Genomic DNA, 25,313 nt, shown 5'->3' on the forward strand with positions numbered 1-25,313 from the left:
CCGGTTTCTGACAAGGAGACCGGCTTTTTTTTGAACTTTTTTTCGTGAAAGTGATCCAACTATACATTCCTTGCGTAAGCCTAGTAGATTAACTAAAAAAGGGAGAGTGGATTTTAAATGAATTGGAAAAAAGCATTACTAGTCGTACCAATGAGTGCAGCTTTAGTCATACCGGCAACAGAAGAGTATGTCAGCGCAGCGAGTGAAGATTCCATGCCAACGGTTAGCACAGCGGGAGCAGACTTACGAGCAACGTTATCTACTTCATTATCCGAGCATGCGAACTTAGCTATTATTACAATGCGCAAAGGAATCGAAGGCGCAGAGGATTTTGAAGCAGCAAAAGCACAGCTTTCCGAAAACACGGATGATTTATCTGCAGCGATTGCGTCTGTATATGGCGATGAAGCAGGACAAGCATTTAAAGATATGTGGAGCGCACATATTGGCTATTTCGTAGATTATGTGATGGGAACAGCAGAAGAAGATGAAGGGAAAAAGCAAGCAGCATTAGATGAATTAAAACAATATCGTCAGGAATTTTCCTCCTTTTTAGATGATGCAACGGAAGGACGTGTCGAAGCAGGCGCATTAGCAGAAGGTCTTCAACAGCACGTCAATCAATTAATCGGCGCATTTGATGCCTATGTAGCAGGAAATTATGACGAAGCATTTAACCTGCATGCAGAAGCAAGTAACCATATGTTTATGCCGGCAAAAGGCTTATCAAGTGCGATCACCAGCCAGTTCCCGGACAAATTTAACAACACGCTGGCGGTGACTCCAGCATCTGATTTACGTCAGACATTAAATAATATTTTATCCAACCATGTTGTATTTGCGGTAACAGCAATGCAGAATGGTATTGAAGGCGAAGAGTCTGCAGAGATTTTCGAAGCGAACGCAGCGCAGTTATCAAAGAATACCGATAAGTTAGCGAAGACGATTGAATCGGTATATGGTGCAGAAGCTGGTGAGCAGTTCAAATCCATGTGGAGTGACCATGTCAGCTATTTCGTCGATTATGTGAAAGCAACTGCTAATGAAGACGAAGAAGCAAAACAAGCAGCATTAGATGAGCTGGCGCAATACCGTGAAGATTTCTCCACATTTATGGAAACAGCAACAGATGGCAACATTTCTGCCGATGCCGTAGCAGCAGAATTACAGGAGCACGTTAACCAGTTAATCGGTTCGTTCGATGCCTATGCGGCAGGTAATTATGAAGAAGCATATGATTCTTTCCATGAAGGCTATGTCTATGCCAATGATATATCCAAAGCGTTATCTGGTGCTATCGTGAAGCAGTATCCAGACAAATTCGAATCATCTATGCCAAGCGATATGCCGAAGACAGGCATGGGTGGAACAGATAAAGATGTCATGAACTATCTTGCTTATATGATCGCGTCAGTATTCGTGATCATGGCGGCAGGAGGATATACAATGTATCGTAGAAGAAGTGCAACACAGTCTAAATAACAGCTGAGTGTAGGAAAAGAGGGGGCGTGGTCCTTCTCTTTTCTACTTTTAATGTATTGACGAGGTGAAGTGAACATGAAATGCCTGAAAATATTGCTGGCTGTATTCGTTGCTGGTCTGATCACTGGCTGCAGTCAATCGGAACAGAATAGGACTGGTTCTGGTTCAGCACAGCCATTAGAGACGGAGACGAAGGAAGAGCATAGTGCCGTGGAAACGACACAGTGGGAAGATATTTATGCAAGCGGTGAAGCAGCGAGTGCTTCGTCCGATAATGAGGATAGAAGCATTATTCCTGCAGCGATTTCGATACCTGCTATCGATGTTTCAGCAGCTATCGAGCATGTCGGTAAACTGTCGAACGGCCAAATGGGAGTGCCGGAACAGGATGAGAATGTTGGCTGGTACGAATTCGGTGCGAAGCCAGGGGAGCAAGGCAGTGCGGTAATGGCCGGCCATGTCGATAACAAAACAGGCCCTGCCGTTTTTTATCACTTGGAAGATATGAAGGAAGGCGACAAGATTCATATCACCAATGTGGAAGGTGAGCAGTTAACCTTCGAAGTCTATCAAACAAAGAGCTACCCAAAAGACGAAGCACCTATCAGTGAAGTATTCGGATACACAGCCGCCAGAACACTGAAGCTGATAACCTGTACCGGTGAGTTTCTCGATAATGTGGGGACACATGAGAATCGGCTGGTGGTATCGGCACAGCTTGTGGAATGATGATTCTTATGGACAGAAAAATGTGAAAACGAGAAAAGTTGTCCATAAGAACAGATCTCGTGGACAGAAAAACGTGAAATCAGGAAAAAGTGTCCATAAGACGGAATCTTACATCCAGCAAAAGGATTATTAGCCAACTGACAGGATCGACGAAATCCTCTGCATAATATGCTATCATGAATACAGCACTATTTTTCAAGAGTCCAAGAATGAAGGAGTGACTTGACATGGTAACACTGCAACCAATGACCGCAGCCGATTTTCAACGATTTCTCCAAACAGCTATTACGAATTATGCAGCGGAAAAGGTAAGAGCTGGTAACTGGACAGAGGAAGACTCGCTTCAACATGCCGCGGAAGATTTTGATAACCTTTTGCCAGACAGGGAACAAACAAAAGATCATTATTTATATACGATTGTGAACGAGCCCGGTGATCAGGTCGGCATCATTTGGCTAGCAAGACAAACAGCAGATAAAGGGTTCATCTATGATATTTTGATAGAGGACGCATACCGGGGCAAAGGCTATGGAAAAGCGGCTATGCAGCAAATCGAAAAAGAAGCAAAGCAATTAGGCATGCAAAAGATTGGTCTTCATGTATTCGGCCATAATAAAGTAGCGGTCCATTTGTATGATTCCTTACACTATCAAGCTACTAATATTGTGATGGAGAAAGAATTATAATCAAAAAGAAGGTGTCAGGCTTGAAGATACATGGTGTTAATGTCCATGGGGCAGTAATAGATCAGGAGAGCCGCTGCAAGCATTACAGTTTGCCGGAGGATATTGTTGCGATTAAATTTAAATGCTGCAACGAGTACTATCCTTGCTATAAGTGCCATGAAGAAGCAGCGGATCATCCGGCGGAAGTGTGGCCTAAAGAGGAGTTCAACCATCAAGCGATTCTATGTGGAAAATGCGGAACAGCATTAACGATCTCCGCATATATGCAGTGTGACTCTACATGCCCGAATTGCGGCAGTTCTTTCAATCCGGGCTGTCGACTTCATTCCCATCTCTATTTTTCCACATAAAAAAAGAGACGGATCTATCGGAAGATCCGTCCCAGTGCCTAGGACGCCTCGCTCTTGGCGATTACTGGTGTGTTTCGGTTGATGCTTTTATAGAGTCGTGGTGCTAAGGTTGCGGCGAAGACTGCGAGAATAATGTCTTTTGGCAGAGGGGCTGCCATCCATAGCCATGCAATCTTGTAACTGATGGCCTCAGTGGAAGCTAAAAATTGATAGGCAAAATACATCCAGTTCGTGCCAAAGCCGTAATTAATGCACAAGCCGACCAATGCGGCAATGACAAATCTCGCTTTGGTAGCCTTTCGTTCTACTATTTTTCCGGCTACGTACGCTACGATAATATAAGATAATATAAATCCGAAGGTCGGGCTGACGATGGCGGACCATCCGCCTGAGAAATGTGAGAAGACGGGTGCTCCGGCAAGTCCTACCAGCGCATAGACAATCATCGAAATAGCCCCTAACCGACTGCCCAGTAACAATCCTGCTAATATACAGAAGAAGGTAGTCAATGTAATAGGCACGCCGCCAATGACAATGAAGGACGTAATATTGGCACCAATCGCCATTAAGGAAGCAAACATCCCCGCCAGTGTGATATCAACTGCTCTTAATTTCATCTTTTTTTCTCTCCTCCATGCTAACTGTTTTTTCTAGCATACCGGAAAGGGTCATTTATTGTCAACCAGTATATAAAAAAGGTTAACAATTATGGGGGGAATAAAATGGAAATGCTTTGATACCAATGATTTATCTGTAATGCTAGAGCACAGCTTAAGGAACACGCTCAGATAATTTTCAGGCAAAATGGAACACTTTCAGAACATGAATGACGGAGTCTATTACGCTATACTATAAATGTAATCGTTTTCATATAATCCACCATTAAATTGAAAGGAGGTTAAGGGGATACCGCTATCGAAAACCATATCTAATAAAGAAGGGAGAAATATCACTTGAAAAAAATTAGTTTGACTTTGATCGGGGTTATGTTCGCAGTTATCTTTATGACAGGCACTGTTTATGCAAATGAAGAGAATCATACCTATTTTATTTCTCCAACTGGTAGTGACAGCAATCCCGGAACGAAGGGAGAACCGTTTAAAAGTTTGGAGAAAGCTCAATCTCAGGCATCTAACGGTGACACGGTATATATTCGCGAGGGAGTTTATGATGAGTTTGAAATAAATGAATCGGATAATCCGCTTGAAGATGTTTTTCATTATGTGAATGATATCTATAAGAGTGGGATTACGTACGAAGCATATCCTGGGGATGAAAGGCCTGTTTTTGATTTCAGTGACATGCCGACCGATCAGCGTGTCATTGGCTTTTATGTTGGGGAGGATGTAACGGACATTAATTTTGAAGGTTTCGATGTAACCGGAATAAAAGTAGGGGAACAAAAGCAAGCCGCAGCCTTTAGAATGATGGGGGAAGCAAACTTTTGGAATATGTCGGTTCATGACAATGAAGCAATCGGTTTTTACTATGCAGGCGGGAATGCCTCAGGGATTGTTTACAATTCCGATGCCTATAACAACATAGGCCCTACTTCCAGGTCAGCTGGTAATATAGACGGTTTTGGCGCTCACGGAAAAGAAGTATTGTTCATTAATAATCGTGCATGGAATAATAGTGACGACGGCTTTGACAGTATCAGTTCAGAAGGGAATGTGATTTTTCACGGGAACTGGTCCTTTCAACATTTAGGAAATCAGGACGGTAGAGGCGACAAAAATGGCTTTAAGGTTGGCGGCTATAGTTATAATACAACTGGTCTGCCGGACCCCTTGCCCGTTCATACCGTTCAATATAATTTAGCTGCCAATAATGGCGGGAATAACTTTTATGCCAATCACCAGCCAGGTCAGTCCGCTTATTGGTATCATAACACGGCTTATCACCCTGGTTATGGATCTAACTTTAACATGCTGGAGCGCGTCAGTCCAAGCAGTGAGGAGGATATAGCTGGTTACAGAGAAGTGCTACACGGTAACATTGCTTACGAAGGTGTATTAACATCGAACAATAATACGCCGCCAGAAAATGAAACGAATAACTCCTGGACGATTGATGGAGGTCTGCCGCTCACATCTGAGGATTTTTACAGCTTGGATATGTCTGAGCTAACGGCACCTAGAAAAGCAGATGGAAGCTTGCCAGAAGTCAGCTTCATGGAACCTGTGCAAACCAGTCCGCTTTATGAACACAATTTAGGATACCTCGCTTATCAAAAAGATCCGCTATTAGCTCTGCAAAGATTAGTGACGGTATTTATTGAGAATGGTATGATTGATAATCTCGGCATTTCGAATAGCCTGCAAAAGAAATTAGCGTACGATCATGTCCCTTCTTTTAGCAATCAAGTACAGGCGCAATCAGGCAAGCATATCGACGATGGAGTCGCCCGTGTTCTACAGCATGAAGCGGAGGATTTGTTAAACGAATAAAAAAAGGAGAAGCACCTGCAAATACTAATGCAGGTGCTTCTCTATTATCTTATACTCAGAGAAAGTATTAAAGCCAGCGTATAAAAATTTCCGCTTAAGGTTGAGGATATAATAGTTTAGGTTAATATAATGCGAATTATGTCAATATTTTTGTGCTAGGACACCTATGGTGCAGCTCGACGAAGTTGCTGCCATTATAAGGGACGAAAAGCAAGCATATCTTGATCTGCTGTCTGTGCAGGATTTACTTGGATAATGAATAGGAAGTGGAATTGATGTGCATCAATTCCACTCTCTAAACCGGACAATCATCCCTTTCACTTTCTTCTCCAGTCTGCCTTCATCGTCTCGTTGTTTTTTCCATTCATTATAGCTGGCGATCGCAATCAACAGGATTCCAGCCATCAACAGGTAAGCCCACCACGGCATATTGCCCCAGTATGGTTTGGTCTGATAGATGACATTGAACAGTAACGTTCCAAGACCGATAAAGAAGTACGATTTTATCTGAAGATACATACCTGCGAGCAGGGAAGCAAGCGACAGAATCCCGATGATAAGCGCATCCCAGACGGTATGGCTAACAATCGCATCCTGCACAAGGTATATTGTAATAAAGGCAAGAATGACAGTCTGGACATGTATCATGATGTACGTATACTGTTGCCATATTTTCCTCGTTAACAGAATCGACAGAACAAACACAGGCAGCATCACTATTTCCGCATGGAACAGATCAGGGATATAGTTCATATATTCCTGGAAAATCAGGTAGTAGGCAGGCAGCATGCATAGTGCTCCAGCTGTCATGACCACCTTTTGCATCATTGGCTGGCTGATGCGTTTCACCTGAAGGAACAGCCATCCGGCAATCAGTATGTATGGCAGAATCCGAACCCATACACTATCGATGGATTCCGCATAGGTAAAGGTAAAACCTGCATACAGTACGGCAAAAAGCGAATACCAATCAATCAGAAGGTTGTGGTTGTCGTCATCAAATAATTTCTGGAATGAAACTTTCCCAGCTATCGTTAAAGAAGCAAAACAACTGCTATAAATCAGCAGCATGGCGACATCGCCAGTCAGGTACTGTTGGCTCCGCCACATTAGAAGTAATAGCATCAACGGTACAATCAGCGCTAATGTCCAGTTGCGTCGGTGCAGTAAATACAGATTTAATACGACAAATCCGATCACGATCCCTACCTCGCTAAGCGTTGGCAGTGTTTCGAATGTTGTGACGATGAGTAAGCTAAGATTGCCAAAAGGAATCAGGTACCATTCCATCCTTCGCTTCCAATCCGTCTGGAAAAACAAGCTGATTAGCACAAGCAATACGCTCGATACAACAAAGCAAAACGAAATGGAAATCGTTCGTATCCAGTCATAGAACAGGACATGAAAGATAACCAGGAACGAAATCATCGTCATCGCCGCATAGAGGAACAGCTTGAGCTGCCATTCTGTTCGTTTGATCCATATGCTGTACAGATAAATTGCCAATGGGATCAGGAACAGACTAGGATGTATCGTGCGATTTATTATTTGGTTCGCTATAACCCCGATAACTGCATAGACAAGCATAATGTGTGCCGTCCAGAAAAAGTAAAGCTTTAACGCTCTGACGTATTTACCGGCAACCCAATCCACAGCCAGCAAGAGCAATGGCCCAAACAGCATATACACGGTTATCGCGTCCAAGCTAGTAATAGCGAAAGTGCTCGTTAACGACATGTAAAAGGCAAACGTCATCACAGAGACAACCGCCCACAAATAATCAATTCGCACGTAGCGTACCAGCCAGACGGAGCTGGCGATACCGACAAGTAATATAGCTGGACGGACAAATTGTGTATCTGTCGCTGTACTTGCTATCAGTATCAATACCGCCAATAAATAACCTGCCTGCCCCATATAAAAGAGAGCCTGTGCCAGTATTTTTTGCCGAGCCTTTTGCCACAGCAGGCTGATCATCAGCAGGACGACACCGGAAATGGCAAAGTGAAACGGAAGATGGAAGTGCTCCACATAAGCAGGCAGAGCCGATATCAATTTCGGGTACAGAATCAGACAGGCAAACAGCCAGCAGAATGCATGAGTCCATGGTGGTATGCTTTGTGTTGTCTGCTGTTTATCCAGTATTGAAACATAACTGGCTAGCCCTCCTGCGATAAGCGCCATCAAGGACACTTCGATATAATTCTCTAATGTTATTCCATGCATTACAGCCAGTAGCATCACGAAGATAGAGAGATATTTTGTACTCGTTTTTATCGTGAACAGAGGCTTCTTTTTACCAGGAATGGCGATGAAGATATAGGATAAGACAGCGAACAGGAACATAAAGGATTGTATGCTTATCGGTATGTACGGTTCGAAGACTACTTCCCAAAGCTGCATCCCACTGATAAAGAGAAATACCGGTGCCAGCCAGCGAAACACCTGTCTGTTCGTTATTTCGGCAAGATACAGATAGGTGCCGGTAATGATGAGATAGGCCAGCAGTAATACCCATGAATCCTGTTCCTGCCTGATCACCACCCCTTGAAAGCTGATAAACAGAAAGGCACAAAACGATACGAACCCACTAGTATAGTGGAATATCTTCGCTAATATGGCGTCCTGTTTTACAAGTGTTGCAAAGCCGAGATAGCTGGTCCCTATTAACGCGTAGAGGAATAGATCGATGTTCTCAAGCCAGGTCTGCTCTGTCAACTGATAGACACCGTAAGCAAATAAAGCAGAGAACACGAGCTGATAGGCTTTAGTGTTATAAACGTAGACCATCGCCATATACAATGCAGCGGTCAGCAAGACATTAAAGCTGTAAAAAAGCGCGGAATCAAATACAGCTAACATCAGTAACGTCGATACAATCAGGTTTAACTGCGCATATGCTGGTAATTCTTTAATGAAAAGTGGCAGTTTCGGCTGTTGGCGTAATCGGTGATAGCCGAACAACAGCGCTGCATTAAACAGCATGATCAGTAAATAAAACACGTCCGCTGATACGCTGGTGGCTGCGATCGTAAAGCCGACAAAGAAAGACAAGAATAAGTAAAAGATCCAGACAAATAATCGGGAGTTATTTTGGACGGCATTGCGGAAATAGAGTGGCAATGGCAATAAGGTACAAAGCATTCCCAATACGAATTTTCCTTCTCCATATAAGCTTAAATAGGAGCCAAACAGCTCAAAATAACCTATCGCAATAATCGCGATCGGCAACAGCAAACTGCCCAACGTCAAAAATGCAAAGGCTGTTTTGCTAATTTTCAAGATCGAGGACGAAATTCCGCTTAAGGTAAAGAAGAATCCGGAAACACCAAGGAGTGTCAGTACTTTTAACGCCGCTCCCATTTGCTCCCACGTACTGGTGGCGACGACTAACCCACTGATAAGTAAGAAGGAGACACCCAGGATAAGGAGCCAGGTAATGTTCCGTTCCCTGATTTGTTCCGGGCTTTTAGGTATGGGTTGTTTGGGTTCTTTCTTCGGTGCATGTGTTCGGGCAGGCTCTGCTGCAGGAGTTGCATTCGTGGTGGGAACCGGTTCTGCTTCGTGCTGGGTATAATCTTTGTATGCCTTCATAATATACATGAAATCATGCTCGTTAATATAGCCAGCCTGCAGCAAGTTAACCATTTCCTGGCCAACAATCTTCTCTTTTTCTGATTTAGGCTGCTTACTCACTTGCTCACCCCATTTTAATTATCATCGTTTTGCTATGAGTATTGTATGAAAAAATTAACAGTTTTCAGTACTGTTATTGTATCATGTATTTATTTGTTATAATATAAACAAAATGGATAATTTTCACTTTTTGTGGTGGTGTCTATTCGCTTGTTTAGTGTTACGTATGAGGACAGTTATTTTATCACCGGATCCGCTTTGGTTTTGGGTGATTGGCGTTGTGGTGGGGTGGAGATTATGGAGAAGGAAATAGCGGCAAGGGGTGAGGGTAGTTCAATTAATCAACAATAAGCTTGTTACGAAGGTTAAGAAAGGCTTAGCCATCTTATTCATGGCAAGCATCGTTGCAAGCGTTTTCTATTATCGCGGCGCTAACCGTCCGTAATATCCCGCTAAAAGATTCGAGAAATAAATAAGATGCTTAAGTGGGGGATAAACGGACGATAACTTCCTGATAAGTTTCGCTAGCAATCAGTGGGGGTCAAACCCCCACTGATTGAAGTCTCACTTTATATGGTATTCGAATTTTCTTTTTTACCAAAAGGTTATTCTATTGTGGAAGTACAAAACGATAGCATGACACTGCAATCATACAATATCGCAGGAATTGAGAAGGATATCGCAACCGTAAGTTTCTCGAAAGAAGATACGTGGAAGATTGCTGCTATTGAACACGAAATAAAAAGACAAAAAGAATTTTTATGGATATTGTATTTTGCAGTTACCGTGTCTATCTTTTTATTCGTGTATAAAGTTCGTAACAACATGAAAGTATGGAAAGCAATCTTATTTCTTCTTTTTTGATACCGCTCTCTATTATAAGTAACTCGTTAGATTGGATACAGGACTTAATGAGTTGATTTTGGCTCAATAGAGGGGCTGGTAAATATAATAGAAGGAGTGGGTTTTTGTTTAAGCATAATGTAATCGAGTTCATTTTTAACGATAATAAATTTAGAGTGGAGAAGTTTTTTCTTCTGCTAGTTTTAGGATGGGCAGTCATCTATTCCTATACGGTCTTTCAGGTTTCATTATGGGTGTCTGTTTTAATACTGATAATTATAACGTCTGTAATCAAAATAACGTGGTATAACAGGAAAGAGAATATAAAATTAAGGGTAATAGATTGGATAGGAATCATATTATGTTTTATTGTTTTAACCGCTTCGGTTTTTCTTTATCTGGAAGAAAATAAATTGGAACATGCTATTAATAATGTAATGGAAGAAAAAGCAGGTAACGAATCGTTTACAATTGAATTTATTGACGAAATGAAGAGCGAAGAAAACTACTATGTTGTTGGCTACACGGTAGAAGGCGATGACACTAAGTATATGGAATGGTATTATTGGCGGAATGGGGAGTTAATACATAACCTCACTAGGAAAATTGGGGATGGAAATGAATGAAAATTATTATGTTTGCGTGAAACTATACAATGAGCAAAAGAATTCAATATACCAAACCAACCAATGTGTAAAAAGTATTTGACAACCAGGTTGGTTTTTATTATTATATCAGGTGTAAAAGGTTTTTGACATACTGGGTGTAAGGGGTTGATTACATATTAAAAATAATATTAAACAATTAAGAGAAGGGCGAGGAATTTCCCAAGGGAAATTGGCTGAAATGTGTAGTGTAAGCAGACAAACCATTAATGCTATTGAAAATAATAAATATGATCCAAGTCTAGAATTAGCATTTGGGATCGCTGAAGCTTTGGAAACTAATGTGGACTTATTGTTCAAATATCAAAAAAAATAAAGAAAAGAGGATAATGATATGAATATTATTTTAGTTATCATTGCTGGGTTAATAGTATTCGCGGCAATAACTTCAACAAAAAGGTTGTCGGGTGATGATTCATCAAAGGAAGATGAACGCCAAAAGAAAATTCTTAAAGATGCAGCACTTACAAGCTGGCAAGTAATAATGTTATATGCTTTTATTCGTCTCTTGAACCTGTTGCCATTTGTAAATGAATTGGTAGACCCGTCGAAAATTCAACATATAGCTTTCTTTTCGAATGGTGGGGACATTCTTTTCATAGCCATTATAGGTTATTTTATGGGTGGAGTGACTTCCTATTTTCGCTATTCTTATTGATAATACTGTTTCAATAATGGATGAGAAAGTTAAAAAGTTAGTCAAAAGTGAACGAAAGAAGGCACTACTCGGCTATAGTGAATATTGTAGGCGTCCACCAATAGAATCAACGGATAGGTATCATCTATTGAGGTTAAACCGAAAAAAGTTACTTTAAAGGCTCAATCCTTGTTGAAGTTATATGGAGGAAATAGATGAAGAAGCGAGAGGGGATATGTACAGTGAATTACAGAATAAAGATGCTCTCCATTGAAAGTATCGAAGAATGTACTACAGTATATACCGATGTTTTTAACGCTGAACCTTGGAATGAGGGTTGGGAACATAGGGATGATAAAGGACGATTAACTGATATTTTTAGTAATCGAAAATTTTCAGGTATTGGTATACACGATGACGATCAAAAATTGATTGGATGATTATTCGGTAAAGGTATTTTTAAAAAAAGGGACCAACTTTGTATTTCGAATATAGTTTTGTTGGGGCTCTTTTTAAGAATGATAAATTTATCCGGAATATTTTTTGGATAGGACCGAGCGGAAATGATTTTACTGTAGAATGGGAAGGTGCAAGGACTATAAAAATTAACCATTTAACTTCATCAAATCCATCTGTTACATTAAATATTCATCATGATGTATATGATTTTAGAGGTATTCCTTTCTTCAACTAAAGTTTACAACACAAAAACGCCTGGATGCTAACTATCCAAGCGCTTCTGTTTGCTATTTTATGGAAACTGTGCCCATTTCACCTAAAGCCCCAACAAATTAGGCAAGAACAAACTAATCTCCGGAATATACGTCACCACCATCAACAGCACAAATATCGCGATATAAAAAGGTGCTAACGGCTTGATAAGATTTTCGACCTTTTCTTTCCCGACCATCGAACCGACGAATAAGCCAGTTCCTACGGGTGGAGTGATCGTACCAACGCACAGGTTCAAGATGAAGAAAATACCGAAATGGACCGGATCGACACCGATGTTTTCTGCGATTGGTAAAAATATTGGTGTAAAAATCAAGATCGCCGGCGCCACATCCATGAACATACCAACAATTAATAAGAAAATGTTGATCAGTAACAGAATTACCAATGGATTCGCTGATAAGCTGAGAATGAAGTCACTTAACGCGCCAGGAATTCCTGTGAAAGCCATGGCAAAAGACATCATCGAGGATGCCGCGATTAATAACATGACGACACCGGACATTTCGACGGATTTGATTAATACCTGTGGCAATTGTTTGAGACTTAGCGAGCGATAGTAAACCAATGCTAAAAACAAGGAATACACCACACAAACAGCGGATGCCTCAATTGCTGTGAACACGCCTGTTAAGATCCCGCCGATAATGATGAAAATTAATAGAATACTAGGGATCGCGTCAAAAATAACTTTCTTCTTATTGATCTTCGCTAGTTCTGCTTTATCCACTATCGGATAATTTCTTTTTTTAGCGGTGATAAAGGCAACGGCCATAATCGTAACCGCCCACAACAAACCGATGATGTAGCCACCCATGAATAAGGCAGCAATCGACGTTCCCCCACTGATTAAGGAAAAGATGATGAACCCTGTACTCGGTGGGATCACCATACCGGATGGGGCAGAGGCGATGTTAACCGCTGCGGCAAATCTCCGGTCATAGCCTTCTTTTTCCTGCAAAGGTACCATCACACCACCGATAGCAGTGGATGCCGCGATGGCTGAACTGGAGATCGAGCCGAATAGGGCGTTACCGACAACGTTTGTATGAGATAAGGAACCGGGTACTCTCCCGACCATTAATTTGGCAAAGTCGACTAATTTCTGGGCAATCCCGCCATTGTTCATAATCACACCTGAAAGAATGAAGAATGGTACGGCGATTAATGAGAAACTGTCCAGACTTGCGACCATTTTTTGTCCTGTTGTAAAAACAGCGACATCTAACGGCAACATTAAAAGTACTGTCGCCAGGGAAGCAATCGCGATACAGATTACGATGGGAATCCCAACTGCGAGTAATATAGCAAAAACAAGGACTAACAGAATACTAGCTTCTGCAACCATAGTGAAGTCACCTTCTTTGTTAAGAGTTTTCTTGCGGTTGTGTTGAATTACTGGTATCGAATAAATTGATCACCGAATAGCAAAGGATAATTACTCCTGATACTGGAAGTGCTAAATAGACATACCCCATTGGCAAATGTAAGGATGGAGATATTTGCGCCATTGTTAAGGATACGGCTTTTGTACCACCTGTTACCATGATGATCGCTAATAAGATAAAGCTGATTTGGACAATGATTTCCAGCCAACGCTTTTTCGTTTCACTTTTTACGCGGTCATGAAGAAACGTAATCGCGATATGGCCTTTTTTGCCGACCACATAGGCACCGGCTAATAAGGAAAACCAAATCAGGCTGAATCGGAGAAACTCATCTGTAACAGAACTTGGATTATTCAGGATATAGCGGCTGATTACTTGCCAACTAGTCACTGCTACCATCACCATCAGCAGTGTAGTAGTGATGATCTCGATCGTGCGGTTAAGGTATTTTCGAAAAGCTTGATTCATATACTTACGCTCCCTCTTCGCTGTTACTTTCATTTCGAATTGCTTGGTAAAGGTCGCCTAGCTCTTCATCATTTTTAAATTGATCGTGAATGGGCTGAACCGCTTTCAAAAACGGTGCTTTATCGACGTCGTTGAATTCGACATTATATTTTTCTTTGGCTTCTTCTTTCTCAGCCTGAACGGCCTCTTCGAACACTTGTTTTTCATATTCGGTGGATTCTTTTGCGGCTTCATGAACCGCTTGCTGTTGGGAGGCTGTCAGTTGATTTAATGAGTCATCATTCATGACGACAATGTCCGGTACGCGAGTATGTTCGTCATAAGAATAGTACTTGGCCACTTCACCATGCCCGGCCGTTACAAGGACGAACTCATTGTTCTCGGCACCATCAATAATCCCTTGCTGTAAAGAGGTATATACTTCACCGCTTCCGAGTGGCACAGCTGTTCCACCCATTAGTTCAATCATTTGGATAGCGGTTTCACTTTGCATGACACGAATTTTTTTGCCCTTAATATCTTCAGGCGATTGCACAGGACCGTCCATCATATAGAAACTTCGTTGCCCGGAATTATAATAGGTTAGTCCTACAAATCCTAAGTCCTTGGTAGATTGATAGACTGGTTGCATAATGTCTTCACTTTCCATGACACGAGTAAAATGATCAATATTATCGAATAGATACGGAATACCAAATACAGAATACTGATCAGAAAAACTTTCAAGTGCGGAACCGCTTACCTTTGTAATGTCGATCGCACCAGTTTGCGTTAATTCGATTAATTCACGCTCGCCGCCCAGCTGGCCATCAGGGAAGTATTTGACCGTTACTTCTCCGTTTGTTTTTTCTTCGACTAACTCGCCGAACTTAGCCATTGCATCCTTTACTGGCTGTGCGTTGCTGGCATAGGCAAATCGTAAGACAACATGCTCCTTCGCTTGTGTCTGCTGATTGCATCCGGTTACAATTATAAGAATACTCAGACTCGTAAGTAACCAAAAGATTGTACGCTTCATGATAGTCCCTCCAAGCATTATAGACCTTATTTGACAAATTAAGTGCTTACATTATCATTTAGTTAGCATTATACAAAGGAACAAAAGTAAAGTCAAAAATATATAGTAATATTTTGTTGAAGTGTGTGGGTTTGTTTCTGTTTTTGTTCAAGAAATTGTCACATTTAAGGTAAGCCTGCGGTTATTTCGTTTTCATTTAACTAATAAACATCTAGTAAGTTGTATTTTGCGCATTTTTAGCATATAATAACAGCAATAATTAGTATGTTAAATGTAGAAAGCCACAAGGAAGCACATATCTATAATGCTGTAAAGATGGGCAGAGGTAAAGGATATTTTTCCTTTGCCTCTTTATTTTTGGAGGAGGTTATGGAAATGAACCATTCCTATTAATTTGACCAATTCAAACCAGAACCAGAGCGAATGGAATCTAAAATTAAAAGATTCTTACCATTATGATTGAATGTTAGTAATTATGTTGACGAAATTATTGTAGATACGATTCAATACTTCTACAATAACTTACAGCCATCACTAATTGCAATATAAGCTTAAATAATTCCTTGCTCGATCTGCTGCCTCGTTAGTTCTTTTTATGGCATAGAAGTTACTGCTATCTCTATTAAACCTGTAACAACAAGCAAAAATACCATAAAGGAACTTGAATACAATAAAAGCTTCCTTGTTGTGTTTTTGTCTTTTATTTGTTTATAAGCAATAAAGCCTAACACAATCGAAATTAACCATATAATCATACCCAACATCGAAAATAATTTAGGTGAATTTGCTAACCACAATATGCTAACAGACAAATGAAAAAGCATCAAAACGCAAGCTAACCGTTTCATACCATCTCTCCCTCTGTAATTAAATAAAGCCTAATCCTATCTACGTTGTTTTTGAGTTAGCTTACTCCGTAGCTCAAAAAGAGCAAGAGCAGCCCAGTAGTCAGAGTATAGAGTAATCCATACCCTAACTGAATTAAAAGAGTATTTACATTTTTGATATTCCGTTAATGAAAATGCTAAATAATAAACTGATTGTTGTGAAGCCGGCAAGTAAAAAGGCAAACTTTTTGTTGTTCTTATATTCATATCTAACTGTGACCAATCCTGCTACACATAACACTAACCATACAGGCATAAAAATGGCATCTGCAATATTCGATTGAAATAAAGCGTAACCGCTGTTCAAGAAAAATGCCCAATGCAAAACCAACAAACCTAATATTACATAAGAAATTTTTCGAGGTGATTTTCCTTTCCCGTTTTTTCTAACAGATATATTTGGTGTAACGATTGAAGTTATTCCAATAAAGCCTATTACCAGTAAGAGTATTATGGATAATCCTATGATAATCACTCCCTTTCACGCTATTCTAGATGTTGTCCATGAAAATGCACTTCAGTAAGTTATATTGTAATACAAAATTTATTGATTAACAATAAATGTTTATCAATAGGGAATATATAATTATTGTTTATCCGTTTTGATTAAAAGGATTAATAAGTATCCCTAATTAGAAAGGGATACCTGAATTATTTGATCTGTAAAAATTTAAGTGTAGCTTAGCATTGTAACTACTACTATGAACATTGTGAGGTGTGTTTTGTTTAAGTAGTTGTCACATTTTGACCGGATCTGCAGTTTGGTAGCTCTCCCTTAACTAAAAGAACAATCTTGGAAGTTGTTAGTTACAAAGTGCATTTCAAGTTCTTCAGGTAATGCTTCTATAAAAAATACAGTTATGAATAAGATCAAAATACTCCCCATTAGGGAATACAAATCTGTATGAATTTCTATTTCAACCCACCCAAGCATTAAACAAATAAATAAACCAATAGATGCAGGTATTGTCCAGAGAGAAAAGCCAAGAAAAAATGAAAAGATATTTGTTTTAAAAGTAGATTGCCCAAGTTGGGTCCATGAGGTTTTGTCAGTTTTTAGTACCACTTGTATGAGAGTAACGGTTAAAACAGTTGTGATTAGAGCAATGATGAAGTGACTTAGAGAATTATATTCTTGCCCCATAAACATGTCACTAAGGTAGGCTATGGAATTCCAAATGATGATACCTAATACCAACACTGTAAAAATTTTTATTACTATGTCTTTCATTTTGTGATTTTTCATCCTGTCACTCCGATCTCACCCTTTAGTTTAGAATTTCCTATGATATTTTACTTCCATACTTCTTTCAAAACCCTGCTACGTTAGTTCAAAAACAATCCTTCACAACATCTATAAATAGTAACATAACATGACGGTCCGTTTTTGGTTTATAAAAATTAGATGTTCCAAAACATTTACTAAGTTAAAAAAACTGTTTATATATGTTATTTGATCTGTGAGTTCGTATGATAATTATTAAATTGGATACAAAACAAAAAGAGAAACCAAATCATTTGAGATTTGGTTTCTAATTAGTGATATATATATATTTCTATACATAAAACGACTATGCTTTTTTTCTTCTCATAAAGAGGAAAAACACGCCACCTAAGAAAAGTAATACCCCAGCCAACAAATACTGATAGGTCGAAGTAGCAGTGTCAGGCAATGCTTGTCCGTCGTCCGTAACAGGCTGTTGTTCCTTTTCGTCCTGTTCAAAAACGGTATAGGTGCTGAAGTGGTCGGTTTGTGCTGTCACGTTTCCATCTTGCCATTCTCCGCCGATTGCTTCCCATTCTTCGAGTGTTGGATTCCAAAAGAACAGTTGCACCTGACCTTTATTATTTACTTTGTCACTATCCACAGAAAAAGTCAGTGTCACTTTTTCTTCGAAGGTGTCTATTTGTTTGTCTCCTTGTTTGATTTCAAAGTCATAGACCACACTTAATGCTTGATCAACATCAGCTAAACGATCTAACTGGATTGTTGCGGCGTCTGATCCGTTGGTGAAATTGGCGGCAGCTAGCTGCAAGCTGACATTCTTTAACTGGGTGATGATCGTTATATGATGTTCCTTGAGCCATTTTATTTGCTCAGAAGTAAATGCCAGGTTGACAGACTCATTATGATCACGTAAATCGATCAACAATTCACCATGATCAGCCAGTTGATCGAGCGAGTCTGTTTCAATCGCTGTCTCGCCATTGATAACGTCAGGCGTTACGGTAACACGGGTTTGTTTCTCGGGTTTTTCTGGATCTTTTGGGTCCTCAGGCTCTTCAGGATCGACAGGATCTTTTGGAACTTCCGGATCTGGTGAAACTGGATCAGAAGTATCGTTTGTGTTGATATGTGCAACGACACTATTATTGTTGTAAGTGATAGTTACCTCGTAATCATCTGCAGTCACATTATCGAATTTACCTTTCACCTTGTCAGCAGTCATTAAAGTGATATTTGCAGCCTTGTCCATTTCATAATTAGAAAGATCCAAATCCAGATTCCCACCATCAAGGTATAACTGTCCGTCTACATTTATTTGCGGTTTGTCATTATCTATTGCGATATCCAGGTTTCCAGCTTCCATTGTTAAGTTGCCATTTAAATTCAGTGGTTCATCTACATTAACTAAGATTGCACCATTTTCTACATAAAGATCGCCTTCACCAAAAGCAGTCGCAGAAGTAGCTTCTAACGTTCCTCCTTGTAGCAATGTGCCTCCTGAATAACTATTATTTCCTGTCAATGTAAGTGTCCCTGTCCCTTGCTTGGTAAGCATACCACTGCCAGTAATATCATTTCTCCACCAATCATGAGCATTAAATCTTCCTTTTGAAGCATCCATATTGACTGTTACATTGCTTAAAAACGCACCATATCCATCAGATGCTGTTACCAAATCAAGTCTTCCCCAACCATTTGACTCGTCTATTACTGGATAGCCTGAATCAATTTCTGTGGTATATAATACTTCTCTACGTTGTTTATCTGTCAAATAAGGCTGACGAGTTTCCAATAAAACTTCTGCCCCTTTAGGTACTACAGGGTCTAGACCTTTTGTTCCTGTTTGAGGTAATCCGTAAGTAAGTTTTTCCCGGTAGAAGGCTTTATTTGCTTCATGATCTTCCCACTTTTCTTCATCGTACGCACTTTCAAACGTATAATCCTCGGTTACGGTATGTGCAAATTCGTATAAGCTCATTTCCTTTGATTCAGCTAATTCACCGAATACTTCCCCAGCATTTTGATAAGCCTTATCCAATACCTCTTGGTTTTCTGAAAGATTGTATGCATAGGCAGTCATTGCTGTAGATTGTATTCTTGCTCCGATAACATCAAGTGGAGAGTGCATGCCGGTCACTATTCTATTTTCTCCCATTTGGGCTGCTCTTGTTAGAAATTCAGCATATCTTTCTGGTGTTGCGTATGCAAATCCGAATGTTGACAAATAAGAGGCACTTGTATGCCCACTTGGAAATGCTCCGTCTTTACCTCTCCCGTCTTCTGCTTTTCTTTTTACATATTCTAATGCAGGAATTACTTCTACATCCGTTTCATATTGCTGGTAATGTCTTTCTCCTGTTTCTTTTTTACCACCTGAAGGTAATGCTTCTACTGTACTTTCACCACTGCCGATGGTATCCCAAACAGGTAAGCCGTTCTCATCAACAACTTCCTTCACTTCGCCATTTGAATTCATTCTATATGGTCTTGGAGAAGAGAAAAAGTACTTAGAAGGATTTGACGAAGAAGGATTCCTAAATCTGATTAAATGAACTAAATCCATCGCATCTGACAGTTCAGATTCCTCCCATTGTCCCATTCCTTGTGCCTGATCCTCAACAGTCGTTTCCTCGAGTACGATATTCATATCCTCTGCTGACCTGACAACACTTGTGATCGGATTTACGATATCTGCGTAGGTATTCGCTAAAGGCCCATAGGCTTCCATCATACTGTATATCTTATCCCTTTGATCATCGTAATAGGCCGCTAACGCCTCTTCATCTGTTCTGTTTTGAGTAACGTTCTCTACATATTTTATATTAGCTGTCCAAGTCTTCGGGTCTCTGATTTCCTCGTTCGCATATGTATTCTTATCTGCTACGACCTTTGTCTCATCATTTTTATATCCATCAAAATAAACGGTAGGTCCGTCCCCGTAATTAGCAACCTTACCATTAGCACCTGGTATAGTTAACGCTGTTCCGTTTCTCCAATCTGGTTGATTCATAGACCATATTTGATCAAAACCATCTAAAATTTGTATAAAAGGATTAGTCGCAGCTACATTCTTTAAGATAAAATCATTAGCATTTCCGCCATTATCCACTGCTGGTAAAGGTTTCTCAACTTCAGGAGCATCTGTATAGAGTTCTTCAGTAGTCCCTTGTGGCTTGGAAGGTTTTGAATGCTCCGTGTCAGAATATGGACTAGCGGCCTGAACAGGAAGCTCAGAAGGTGCCATAATTAGCGTGGAAAGTATTACTAGTATTGATATTTTTTTTATGAATTTCATACCTTTTTCATTTCTCCTTTTCTGCTGCAGATTTTTAAATCAATTAACCACACAAATTTCACTCTAAGGACTGTATGTTAAATGAATGTAGGGAAACTGTTAAAATTGTGTGAATTTTATGTAGAAAAGTAGAGAGTTATCACGAAATTTGTAGTTCTCTTTAGCGATCCCAGTATAAAAAAGCAAACCAAATCACAAATGACTTGGTTTGCTAAATATTTTCATATATTTATCTTTACAAACGATTAAGCTTTTCTTCTTCTCATAAAGAGGAAAAACACACCACCTAAGAAAAATAGTACCCCAGCCAACAAATACTGATAGGTCGAAGTAGCAGTGTCAGGCAATGTTTGTCCGTCGTCCGTAACAGGCTGTTGTTCTTTCGCTTCCTGTTCAAAAACGGTATAGGTGCTGAAATGACCGGTTTGTGCTGTCACATTTCCATCTTGCCATTCTCCGCCGATTGCTTCCCATTCTTCGGTCTCTGGGTTCCAATGGAACAGTTGCAGCTGATCCTTATTATTTATTTTGTCACTATCCACAGAAAAACTCAGTGTCACTTTTTCTTCGAATGTGTCTATTTGTTTGTCGCTTTGCTTGATTTTAAAGTCATAGACCACACTCAATGCTTGATCAACATCAGCTAATCGATCTAACTGGATTGTTGCGGCGTCTGATCCGTTCGTGAAATTGGCGGCTGCTAGCTGCAAGCTGACATTTTTTAACTGGATGATGAGTGTGATGTGATGTTCCTTCAGCCATTTTATTTGTTCAGAAGTAAATGCCAGGCTGATAGAATCATTATGCTCACCTAAATCGATCAGCAATTCACCTTGATCAGCCAGTGGATCGAGCGAGTCTGTTTCAATCGCTGCCTCGCCATTGGTAACGTCAGGCGTTACGGTAACACGGGTTTGTTTCTCGGGTTTTTCTGGATCTTTTGGGTCTTCAGGGTCTTCCGGATCTGGCTCAGAAGTATCGATCAGCGTAAGCTCGCCGAAGACAGAGGTATCCTGAAAGCCAGCGCCTGTTGTGTCGTTCCATGTGGCAGCGCTTTGGCGTGCGCCATCTGCTCCATCATTGATTTGGACATCGAAACCGATCTTTTGCTTGTTGGCAGGTGAAATATGGCGCAACGGTATCTTCATTTCTACCATGTATCCATTATCTGATACATGTGTAGCAGATTCGAAGCCTTCTGCTATACTTGTTGGATTGAAAGAAGTTTCATTATCAAAATTGACCCGATATTGACCGTCATCTTTTTCATAGAAAGCTGTTTTGCCATTGTTCTCATCGATAAAAACTTCAACCGAATCCTGTTCCCACGGATTTTCACTTGATTTGTCGGGCTGAGCATCACTGACCTGGACAAGGACGTATAAATGATCCTGATCCCATAATGTTTTCGCAACACCGTTTGCTCCTTGCCACGCCATCTGAAAGCGATCGACAGGAAGTTCTGCTGCGCTGTCCCAGATGTCATCAAGCGTTCCGTCAACGACTGGTGTGCCAAATGTTGCTTCGCCTTGCCTTGCGTCTTTTTCTACTGGATCATAATTTTCGATGAACGTTTCCGGATCAGCGATCGCATAATAGGCTGGTTTGGCCTGCAGATTTTCGTCAAATAATAATGGACTTTGCTCAGCGCGCCAGCTCGTACTATCATTTAATCCCCAAAAAGTTACCCGGGAAATACTATCGGCATGTTCTTTGTAGAGCTGGAATAATTGCGCATAAAGATATGCTTGTTCATTTGCTTCTTGTTCTGTCTGTTCGTTATTGCTTCCTCCTGTAACATCAAGCTCGGTTACGCCTACTTCTACACCAAGTGAGATAAATTTCTCCATGGAACGACGAACATTTTCAGGATTGGTATTTAAGTTATAGTGTGCTTGCATTCCGATACCGTCAATGAGCAACTCACCATTGTTCTCTGCGGCATAGTTTGCATTAAGTTCTTTGGCCATTTGATAAATAGCTTCTGCTTTGTTTTGGTTATCATCATTATAGTCATTGTAGTATAGCTTGATATTCCAGTCGTTTTTATCGATGACTTCTTTTGCTGCTCGAAAGGCCTGTTCAATATAGTCTGGTCCAATTGCTTTATACCAGCCTGATTGGCGTAAGGAAGCCTTCCAGTCAGATGGATTCGGCGGGTTGTCATTCATCGCCTCATTGACGACATCCCATGAGATGACATTGGTACCGAAGTGCTCTACAGAGGTTTTGACGTGATTTCTTAAATTTGTCAGTGCTTTTTCACGTGATAGTGGATCGCCATTTTCATCGGTGTGCAAGGATTCAAGGGATTGCTGGTGCCAGACCAGCACGTGTCCATGGATGTTAAAGCCTTGCTCCTGCGCTTTTTGAACGAGTGCATCTTCTGCTGAGAAATCGAATTCTTCTTGATCGTTATATGCAGCACCAGGCTTCATCGCATTTTCTGCAGTGACAAGGTTATGATGGTGCTTGAGAAGCTCTAATCTGGTACCTTCGAATTCAGTGGCAGATACCGCATTACCGATTAGAAAATCATCTTGGTATATCTCTTTGATCGGTGTTAACCTTTTTTCTATCTCGACTTCATCAGATTCCGTTGGCTCGAATGAAATATCGTCGACATAGAAGGAAGCAGTTGCGTTATTGGAGCTTTCGATATAGATCGTTATGGATCCGTCACCAAGACTGTTGTAGCGATACGTTCCTTCCAGCTGTACCCAGCCATCTGCTTTACTGACGGTTTTGCTTTGTATGCTGTTGTAGCTGGCATTGTCCCCTTCGCCTACCTGCGTGGAAAGCTGCAGTTCTGAACTGTCAGGAGATATCAGTTTTACCCAGGCAGATATTGTGTATTCTTTTCCTTGCTCGACATACTCGGCAACTGGCAAAAAAGGGCCGTGCCATGTTTCGGTTCTGTCCTCGACTTTTAACGCAAAAACACCGTTATCCGTATGGTTGGCTTCATCTGTTACGGTCAATGTTTCTGTTCCGGATCGACCCTCGAATCCACCGAATGTTTCGTCTTCAAATGTGATCGGTGCCAAACCTTGAGCAGATGGTTGTTCCGGATCCGCTTCCTCCGAGGTGATAAGCACATCTCCAATATAAAAAGGAACAGTTGCACCTGCATCGTTAGATTGAATACGCAGAGCAGAATCCTTGGACGTATTAACCGTATATTGACCTGTTAAGTGGAAAGGTTCTCCTGCGACTAAGTCATCCCCGACTGTCCAGTCATAGCTGTCGATGTTCTGCAGATAAGCTTGAGCACCTTCTGGAACGGTGACGTCAGTATCTATATATCCTTTTACCGTAATGGTATACGTTTTGCCATTTTCCATATTTAAATTATCAAAGGGTAAATCAACACCATCCCAATTGTTGGTCCGATCGCTGATAAGAATGGATTTTCCATCCTCGTTCCCGTCATATACCAGCTCGGATTTCGATGCTAACGTGGCATTGCCCGCTTGGACGGCAGCACCTTTTCCATCAGCGAATGTTTCGTGAAAAACAGCCGTTGTCTCTTGGTCTGTTTGTTCTTCTGGTGCAGGCCCGCCAATCCAATCCGCAATGTCTGCTACGCTAGTATCTGTTTTGATATAATACCGTCCCATTGCAAAATTTCCTCCATTCGGTTGTCCGGCTTTGAAGGCATACTTAATGCCGTTTTCCTGATTGGCTTGTTCGGCGTGTTCGTTATAAGCGCCATAAGGATATGCCATCAAAACAGGATCTTGATTCGTGATGGCTTTCAGATAGGTGTTCGCTGCTGCGATTTCCTCATTTGCTTGTTCAAGTGTAATGTTGTTGGTCCATACACCTTCTTCGGTATGCCTCTTCGAATGGTTCTGAATACTTATACTCGGTTCATCGACAAGACTTTTTAATTGCGCTTCGGACATGCTGTAATCGCCATTAATCCAGTCACTTACAACAAAAAGAACAGCCTGCATGTCGTATTTTTTCAATATAGGCAGCACATTGGTGATAAAATCTGGGGTCGCATCGTCGAATGTCAGTAAAATCGATTTTTCTGGTGGAGCTTCTGTGCCATCCTGTATCTTCACATATTGTTCAGCAGATAAGGTTTGGTAGTCGTGATCGTGAAGGTATTGCATCGTTTGTTCAAATTTTTCAATACTTGTATCGGTCCATTCATTGGACGGATTCTCGATGATTCTGTGATAAAGTAACACGGGGATGTCTGCACTTGCTGCTTGAGCGGTAAGGGTGAAGCCTGATGATGGGAAAACTAGCATAATGATTAAGAATAGCGAAATCGATCTCTTTGCATTTCTACCCATAGATTCGGTCCTCCATTTTTGATTTTATGAAGCGCTTACAAGTTCGTGGTGATATGTTCGTTGTTATTGTAACGGTTTAGAGGAGGGACGTTAACCCTGAAACTATAGGAGAAACTTAGAAAAGTAAAGGGATTAAATAGAAGACGGTTCATTCCAAGCACTCACGCTCATGATTTCCTTTTCCACGATGATCATAGCGCTGATTGCAGTCGTTGTCGCTATTTTTAACACAAAAAATAGCCCCCCTGTTCTGAGCAAATGGGTAAGGGCTATTTTTTCATTAGATATCGCCAACCCCCTATCAAGAGAGTGGGCATCTGGCGACCACAGTTCCAACTGTGGTCGTTTTTTTATTATATGAGTTTCTATTTATATAATACCACATTTTTAAGAAAGATAAACAGGGGAAACTCATTATATGGAAGACATAATCTTTTTTTATGAGTTAAGAAGCAAGCACATGAACCATTTCAAAATTACCACTAAGCAGCTAGTTAACATAATCCGTA

Annotated in this window: 22 protein-coding genes; 12 read left to right on the forward strand and 10 right to left on the reverse strand. The window is 40.7% G+C overall.

The genetic code is table 11. From position 1 onward, the window contains the following. Nucleotides 1-117: 117 nt before the first annotated feature. The 4 genes from MUN88_RS07130 to MUN88_RS07145 all read left to right on the forward strand — a co-directional run bounded on the left by MUN88_RS07130 (nucleotide 118) and on the right by MUN88_RS07145 (nucleotide 3,247). On the forward strand, nucleotides 118-1,482 hold the full coding sequence (locus MUN88_RS07130; RefSeq protein WP_244722728.1) for a copper amine oxidase: 1,365 nt from the start codon (nucleotides 118-120) through the stop codon (nucleotides 1,480-1,482). Nucleotides 1,483-1,557: 75 nt separating this feature from the next. Beyond that, nucleotides 1,558-2,211: a class F sortase gene (locus tag MUN88_RS07135; RefSeq protein ID WP_244722731.1), complete on the forward strand. Its 654-nt coding sequence runs from the start codon at nucleotides 1,558-1,560 to the stop codon at nucleotides 2,209-2,211. A 227-nt stretch (nucleotides 2,212-2,438) separates the two neighbouring features. Next, a complete protein-coding gene (locus MUN88_RS07140) occupies nucleotides 2,439-2,897 on the forward strand; it encodes a GNAT family N-acetyltransferase (protein WP_244722733.1) in 459 nt (152 codons plus the stop codon). An 11-nt stretch (nucleotides 2,898-2,908) separates the two neighbouring features. After that, entirely contained in the window at nucleotides 2,909-3,247 is a 339-nt protein-coding gene (locus tag MUN88_RS07145; RefSeq protein ID WP_369809954.1) for a CHY zinc finger protein, read from the forward strand. A gap of 38 nt (nucleotides 3,248-3,285) precedes the next feature. Here MUN88_RS07145 and MUN88_RS07150 read toward each other — a convergent pair whose 3' ends face one another. Then, nucleotides 3,286-3,864, reverse strand: a complete 579-nt coding sequence (locus MUN88_RS07150; RefSeq protein WP_244722739.1) for a biotin transporter BioY — start codon at nucleotides 3,862-3,864, stop codon at nucleotides 3,286-3,288. 336 nt (nucleotides 3,865-4,200) lie between these two features. Here MUN88_RS07150 and MUN88_RS07155 point away from each other — a divergent pair, with 336 nt between their 5' ends. Beyond that, a complete protein-coding gene (locus tag MUN88_RS07155) occupies nucleotides 4,201-5,697 on the forward strand; it encodes a right-handed parallel beta-helix repeat-containing protein (protein WP_244722740.1) in 1,497 nt (498 codons plus the stop codon). 282 nt (nucleotides 5,698-5,979) lie between these two features. Here MUN88_RS07155 and MUN88_RS07160 read toward each other — a convergent pair whose 3' ends face one another. After that, the gene (locus tag MUN88_RS07160) at nucleotides 5,980-9,393 is read right to left on the reverse strand and encodes a DUF2339 domain-containing protein (RefSeq protein ID WP_244722742.1); all 3,414 of its coding nucleotides are present in this window, start codon (nucleotides 9,391-9,393) and stop codon (nucleotides 5,980-5,982) included. Nucleotides 9,394-9,543: 150 nt separating this feature from the next. Here MUN88_RS07160 and MUN88_RS07165 point away from each other — a divergent pair, with 150 nt between their 5' ends. From MUN88_RS07165 to MUN88_RS07190, 6 genes are all read left to right on the forward strand, one after another. Next, nucleotides 9,544-9,684, forward strand: coding sequence for a hypothetical protein (locus MUN88_RS07165; protein ID WP_244722745.1), 141 nt, complete (start codon nucleotides 9,544-9,546; stop codon nucleotides 9,682-9,684). A 222-nt stretch (nucleotides 9,685-9,906) separates the two neighbouring features. After that, nucleotides 9,907-10,197 (forward strand): hypothetical protein, encoded by a 291-nt coding sequence (locus tag MUN88_RS07170; protein ID WP_244722747.1) that lies wholly within the window; start codon nucleotides 9,907-9,909, stop codon nucleotides 10,195-10,197. A 104-nt stretch (nucleotides 10,198-10,301) separates the two neighbouring features. Further along, nucleotides 10,302-10,802, forward strand: coding sequence for a hypothetical protein (locus MUN88_RS07175; protein WP_244722750.1), 501 nt, complete (start codon nucleotides 10,302-10,304; stop codon nucleotides 10,800-10,802). Between the two features lie 157 nt (nucleotides 10,803-10,959). Then, nucleotides 10,960-11,157 carry a helix-turn-helix transcriptional regulator gene (locus tag MUN88_RS07180; RefSeq protein WP_244724363.1) on the forward strand — a complete coding sequence of 66 codons (198 nt, stop codon included), beginning with the start codon at nucleotides 10,960-10,962 and terminating at the stop codon, nucleotides 11,155-11,157. Between the two features lie 18 nt (nucleotides 11,158-11,175). Then, nucleotides 11,176-11,499: a hypothetical protein gene (locus MUN88_RS07185; protein WP_244722753.1), complete on the forward strand. Its 324-nt coding sequence runs from the start codon at nucleotides 11,176-11,178 to the stop codon at nucleotides 11,497-11,499. Between the two features lie 194 nt (nucleotides 11,500-11,693). Beyond that, nucleotides 11,694-11,918: a hypothetical protein gene (locus MUN88_RS07190; RefSeq protein WP_244722755.1), complete on the forward strand. Its 225-nt coding sequence runs from the start codon at nucleotides 11,694-11,696 to the stop codon at nucleotides 11,916-11,918. 335 nt (nucleotides 11,919-12,253) lie between these two features. On the opposite strand, the gene MUN88_RS07195 is transcribed toward MUN88_RS07190, so the two are convergent. The 8 genes from MUN88_RS07195 to MUN88_RS07230 all read right to left on the reverse strand — a co-directional run bounded on the left by MUN88_RS07195 (nucleotide 12,254) and on the right by MUN88_RS07230 (nucleotide 24,804). Continuing rightward, a complete protein-coding gene (locus MUN88_RS07195; RefSeq protein WP_244722758.1) occupies nucleotides 12,254-13,558 on the reverse strand; it encodes a TRAP transporter large permease in 1,305 nt (434 codons plus the stop codon). Between the two features lie 19 nt (nucleotides 13,559-13,577). Next, complete coding sequence (locus MUN88_RS07200) at nucleotides 13,578-14,066, reverse strand: TRAP transporter small permease (protein ID WP_244722761.1); 489 nt, start codon at nucleotides 14,064-14,066, stop codon at nucleotides 13,578-13,580. 4 nt (nucleotides 14,067-14,070) lie between these two features. Beyond that, nucleotides 14,071-15,084 (reverse strand): TRAP transporter substrate-binding protein, encoded by a 1,014-nt coding sequence (locus MUN88_RS07205; RefSeq protein ID WP_244722763.1) that lies wholly within the window; start codon nucleotides 15,082-15,084, stop codon nucleotides 14,071-14,073. Between the two features lie 593 nt (nucleotides 15,085-15,677). Further along, on the reverse strand, nucleotides 15,678-15,932 hold the full coding sequence (locus tag MUN88_RS07210) for a hypothetical protein (RefSeq protein WP_244722766.1): 255 nt from the start codon (nucleotides 15,930-15,932) through the stop codon (nucleotides 15,678-15,680). 145 nt (nucleotides 15,933-16,077) lie between these two features. Beyond that, nucleotides 16,078-16,296: a hypothetical protein gene (locus tag MUN88_RS07215; RefSeq protein ID WP_244722769.1), complete on the reverse strand. Its 219-nt coding sequence runs from the start codon at nucleotides 16,294-16,296 to the stop codon at nucleotides 16,078-16,080. Between the two features lie 450 nt (nucleotides 16,297-16,746). After that, complete coding sequence (locus MUN88_RS07220; protein ID WP_244722770.1) at nucleotides 16,747-17,217, reverse strand: hypothetical protein; 471 nt, start codon at nucleotides 17,215-17,217, stop codon at nucleotides 16,747-16,749. Between the two features lie 325 nt (nucleotides 17,218-17,542). Then, nucleotides 17,543-20,494 carry a phosphatase PAP2 family protein gene (locus MUN88_RS07225; RefSeq protein ID WP_244722771.1) on the reverse strand — a complete coding sequence of 984 codons (2,952 nt, stop codon included), beginning with the start codon at nucleotides 20,492-20,494 and terminating at the stop codon, nucleotides 17,543-17,545. Between the two features lie 245 nt (nucleotides 20,495-20,739). Beyond that, complete coding sequence (locus MUN88_RS07230) at nucleotides 20,740-24,804, reverse strand: endo-1,4-beta-xylanase (RefSeq protein ID WP_244722772.1); 4,065 nt, start codon at nucleotides 24,802-24,804, stop codon at nucleotides 20,740-20,742. Between the two features lie 187 nt (nucleotides 24,805-24,991). Here MUN88_RS07230 and MUN88_RS21850 point away from each other — a divergent pair, with 187 nt between their 5' ends. Further along, nucleotides 24,992-25,165, forward strand: a complete 174-nt coding sequence (locus MUN88_RS21850) for a hypothetical protein (protein ID WP_369809983.1) — start codon at nucleotides 24,992-24,994, stop codon at nucleotides 25,163-25,165. Nucleotides 25,166-25,313 lie beyond the last annotated feature (148 nt).

Origin of the sequence: Gracilibacillus caseinilyticus (genome assembly GCF_022919115.1) — a bacterium.
Classification (GTDB): domain Bacteria; phylum Bacillota; class Bacilli; order Bacillales; family Amphibacillaceae; genus Gracilibacillus; species Gracilibacillus caseinilyticus.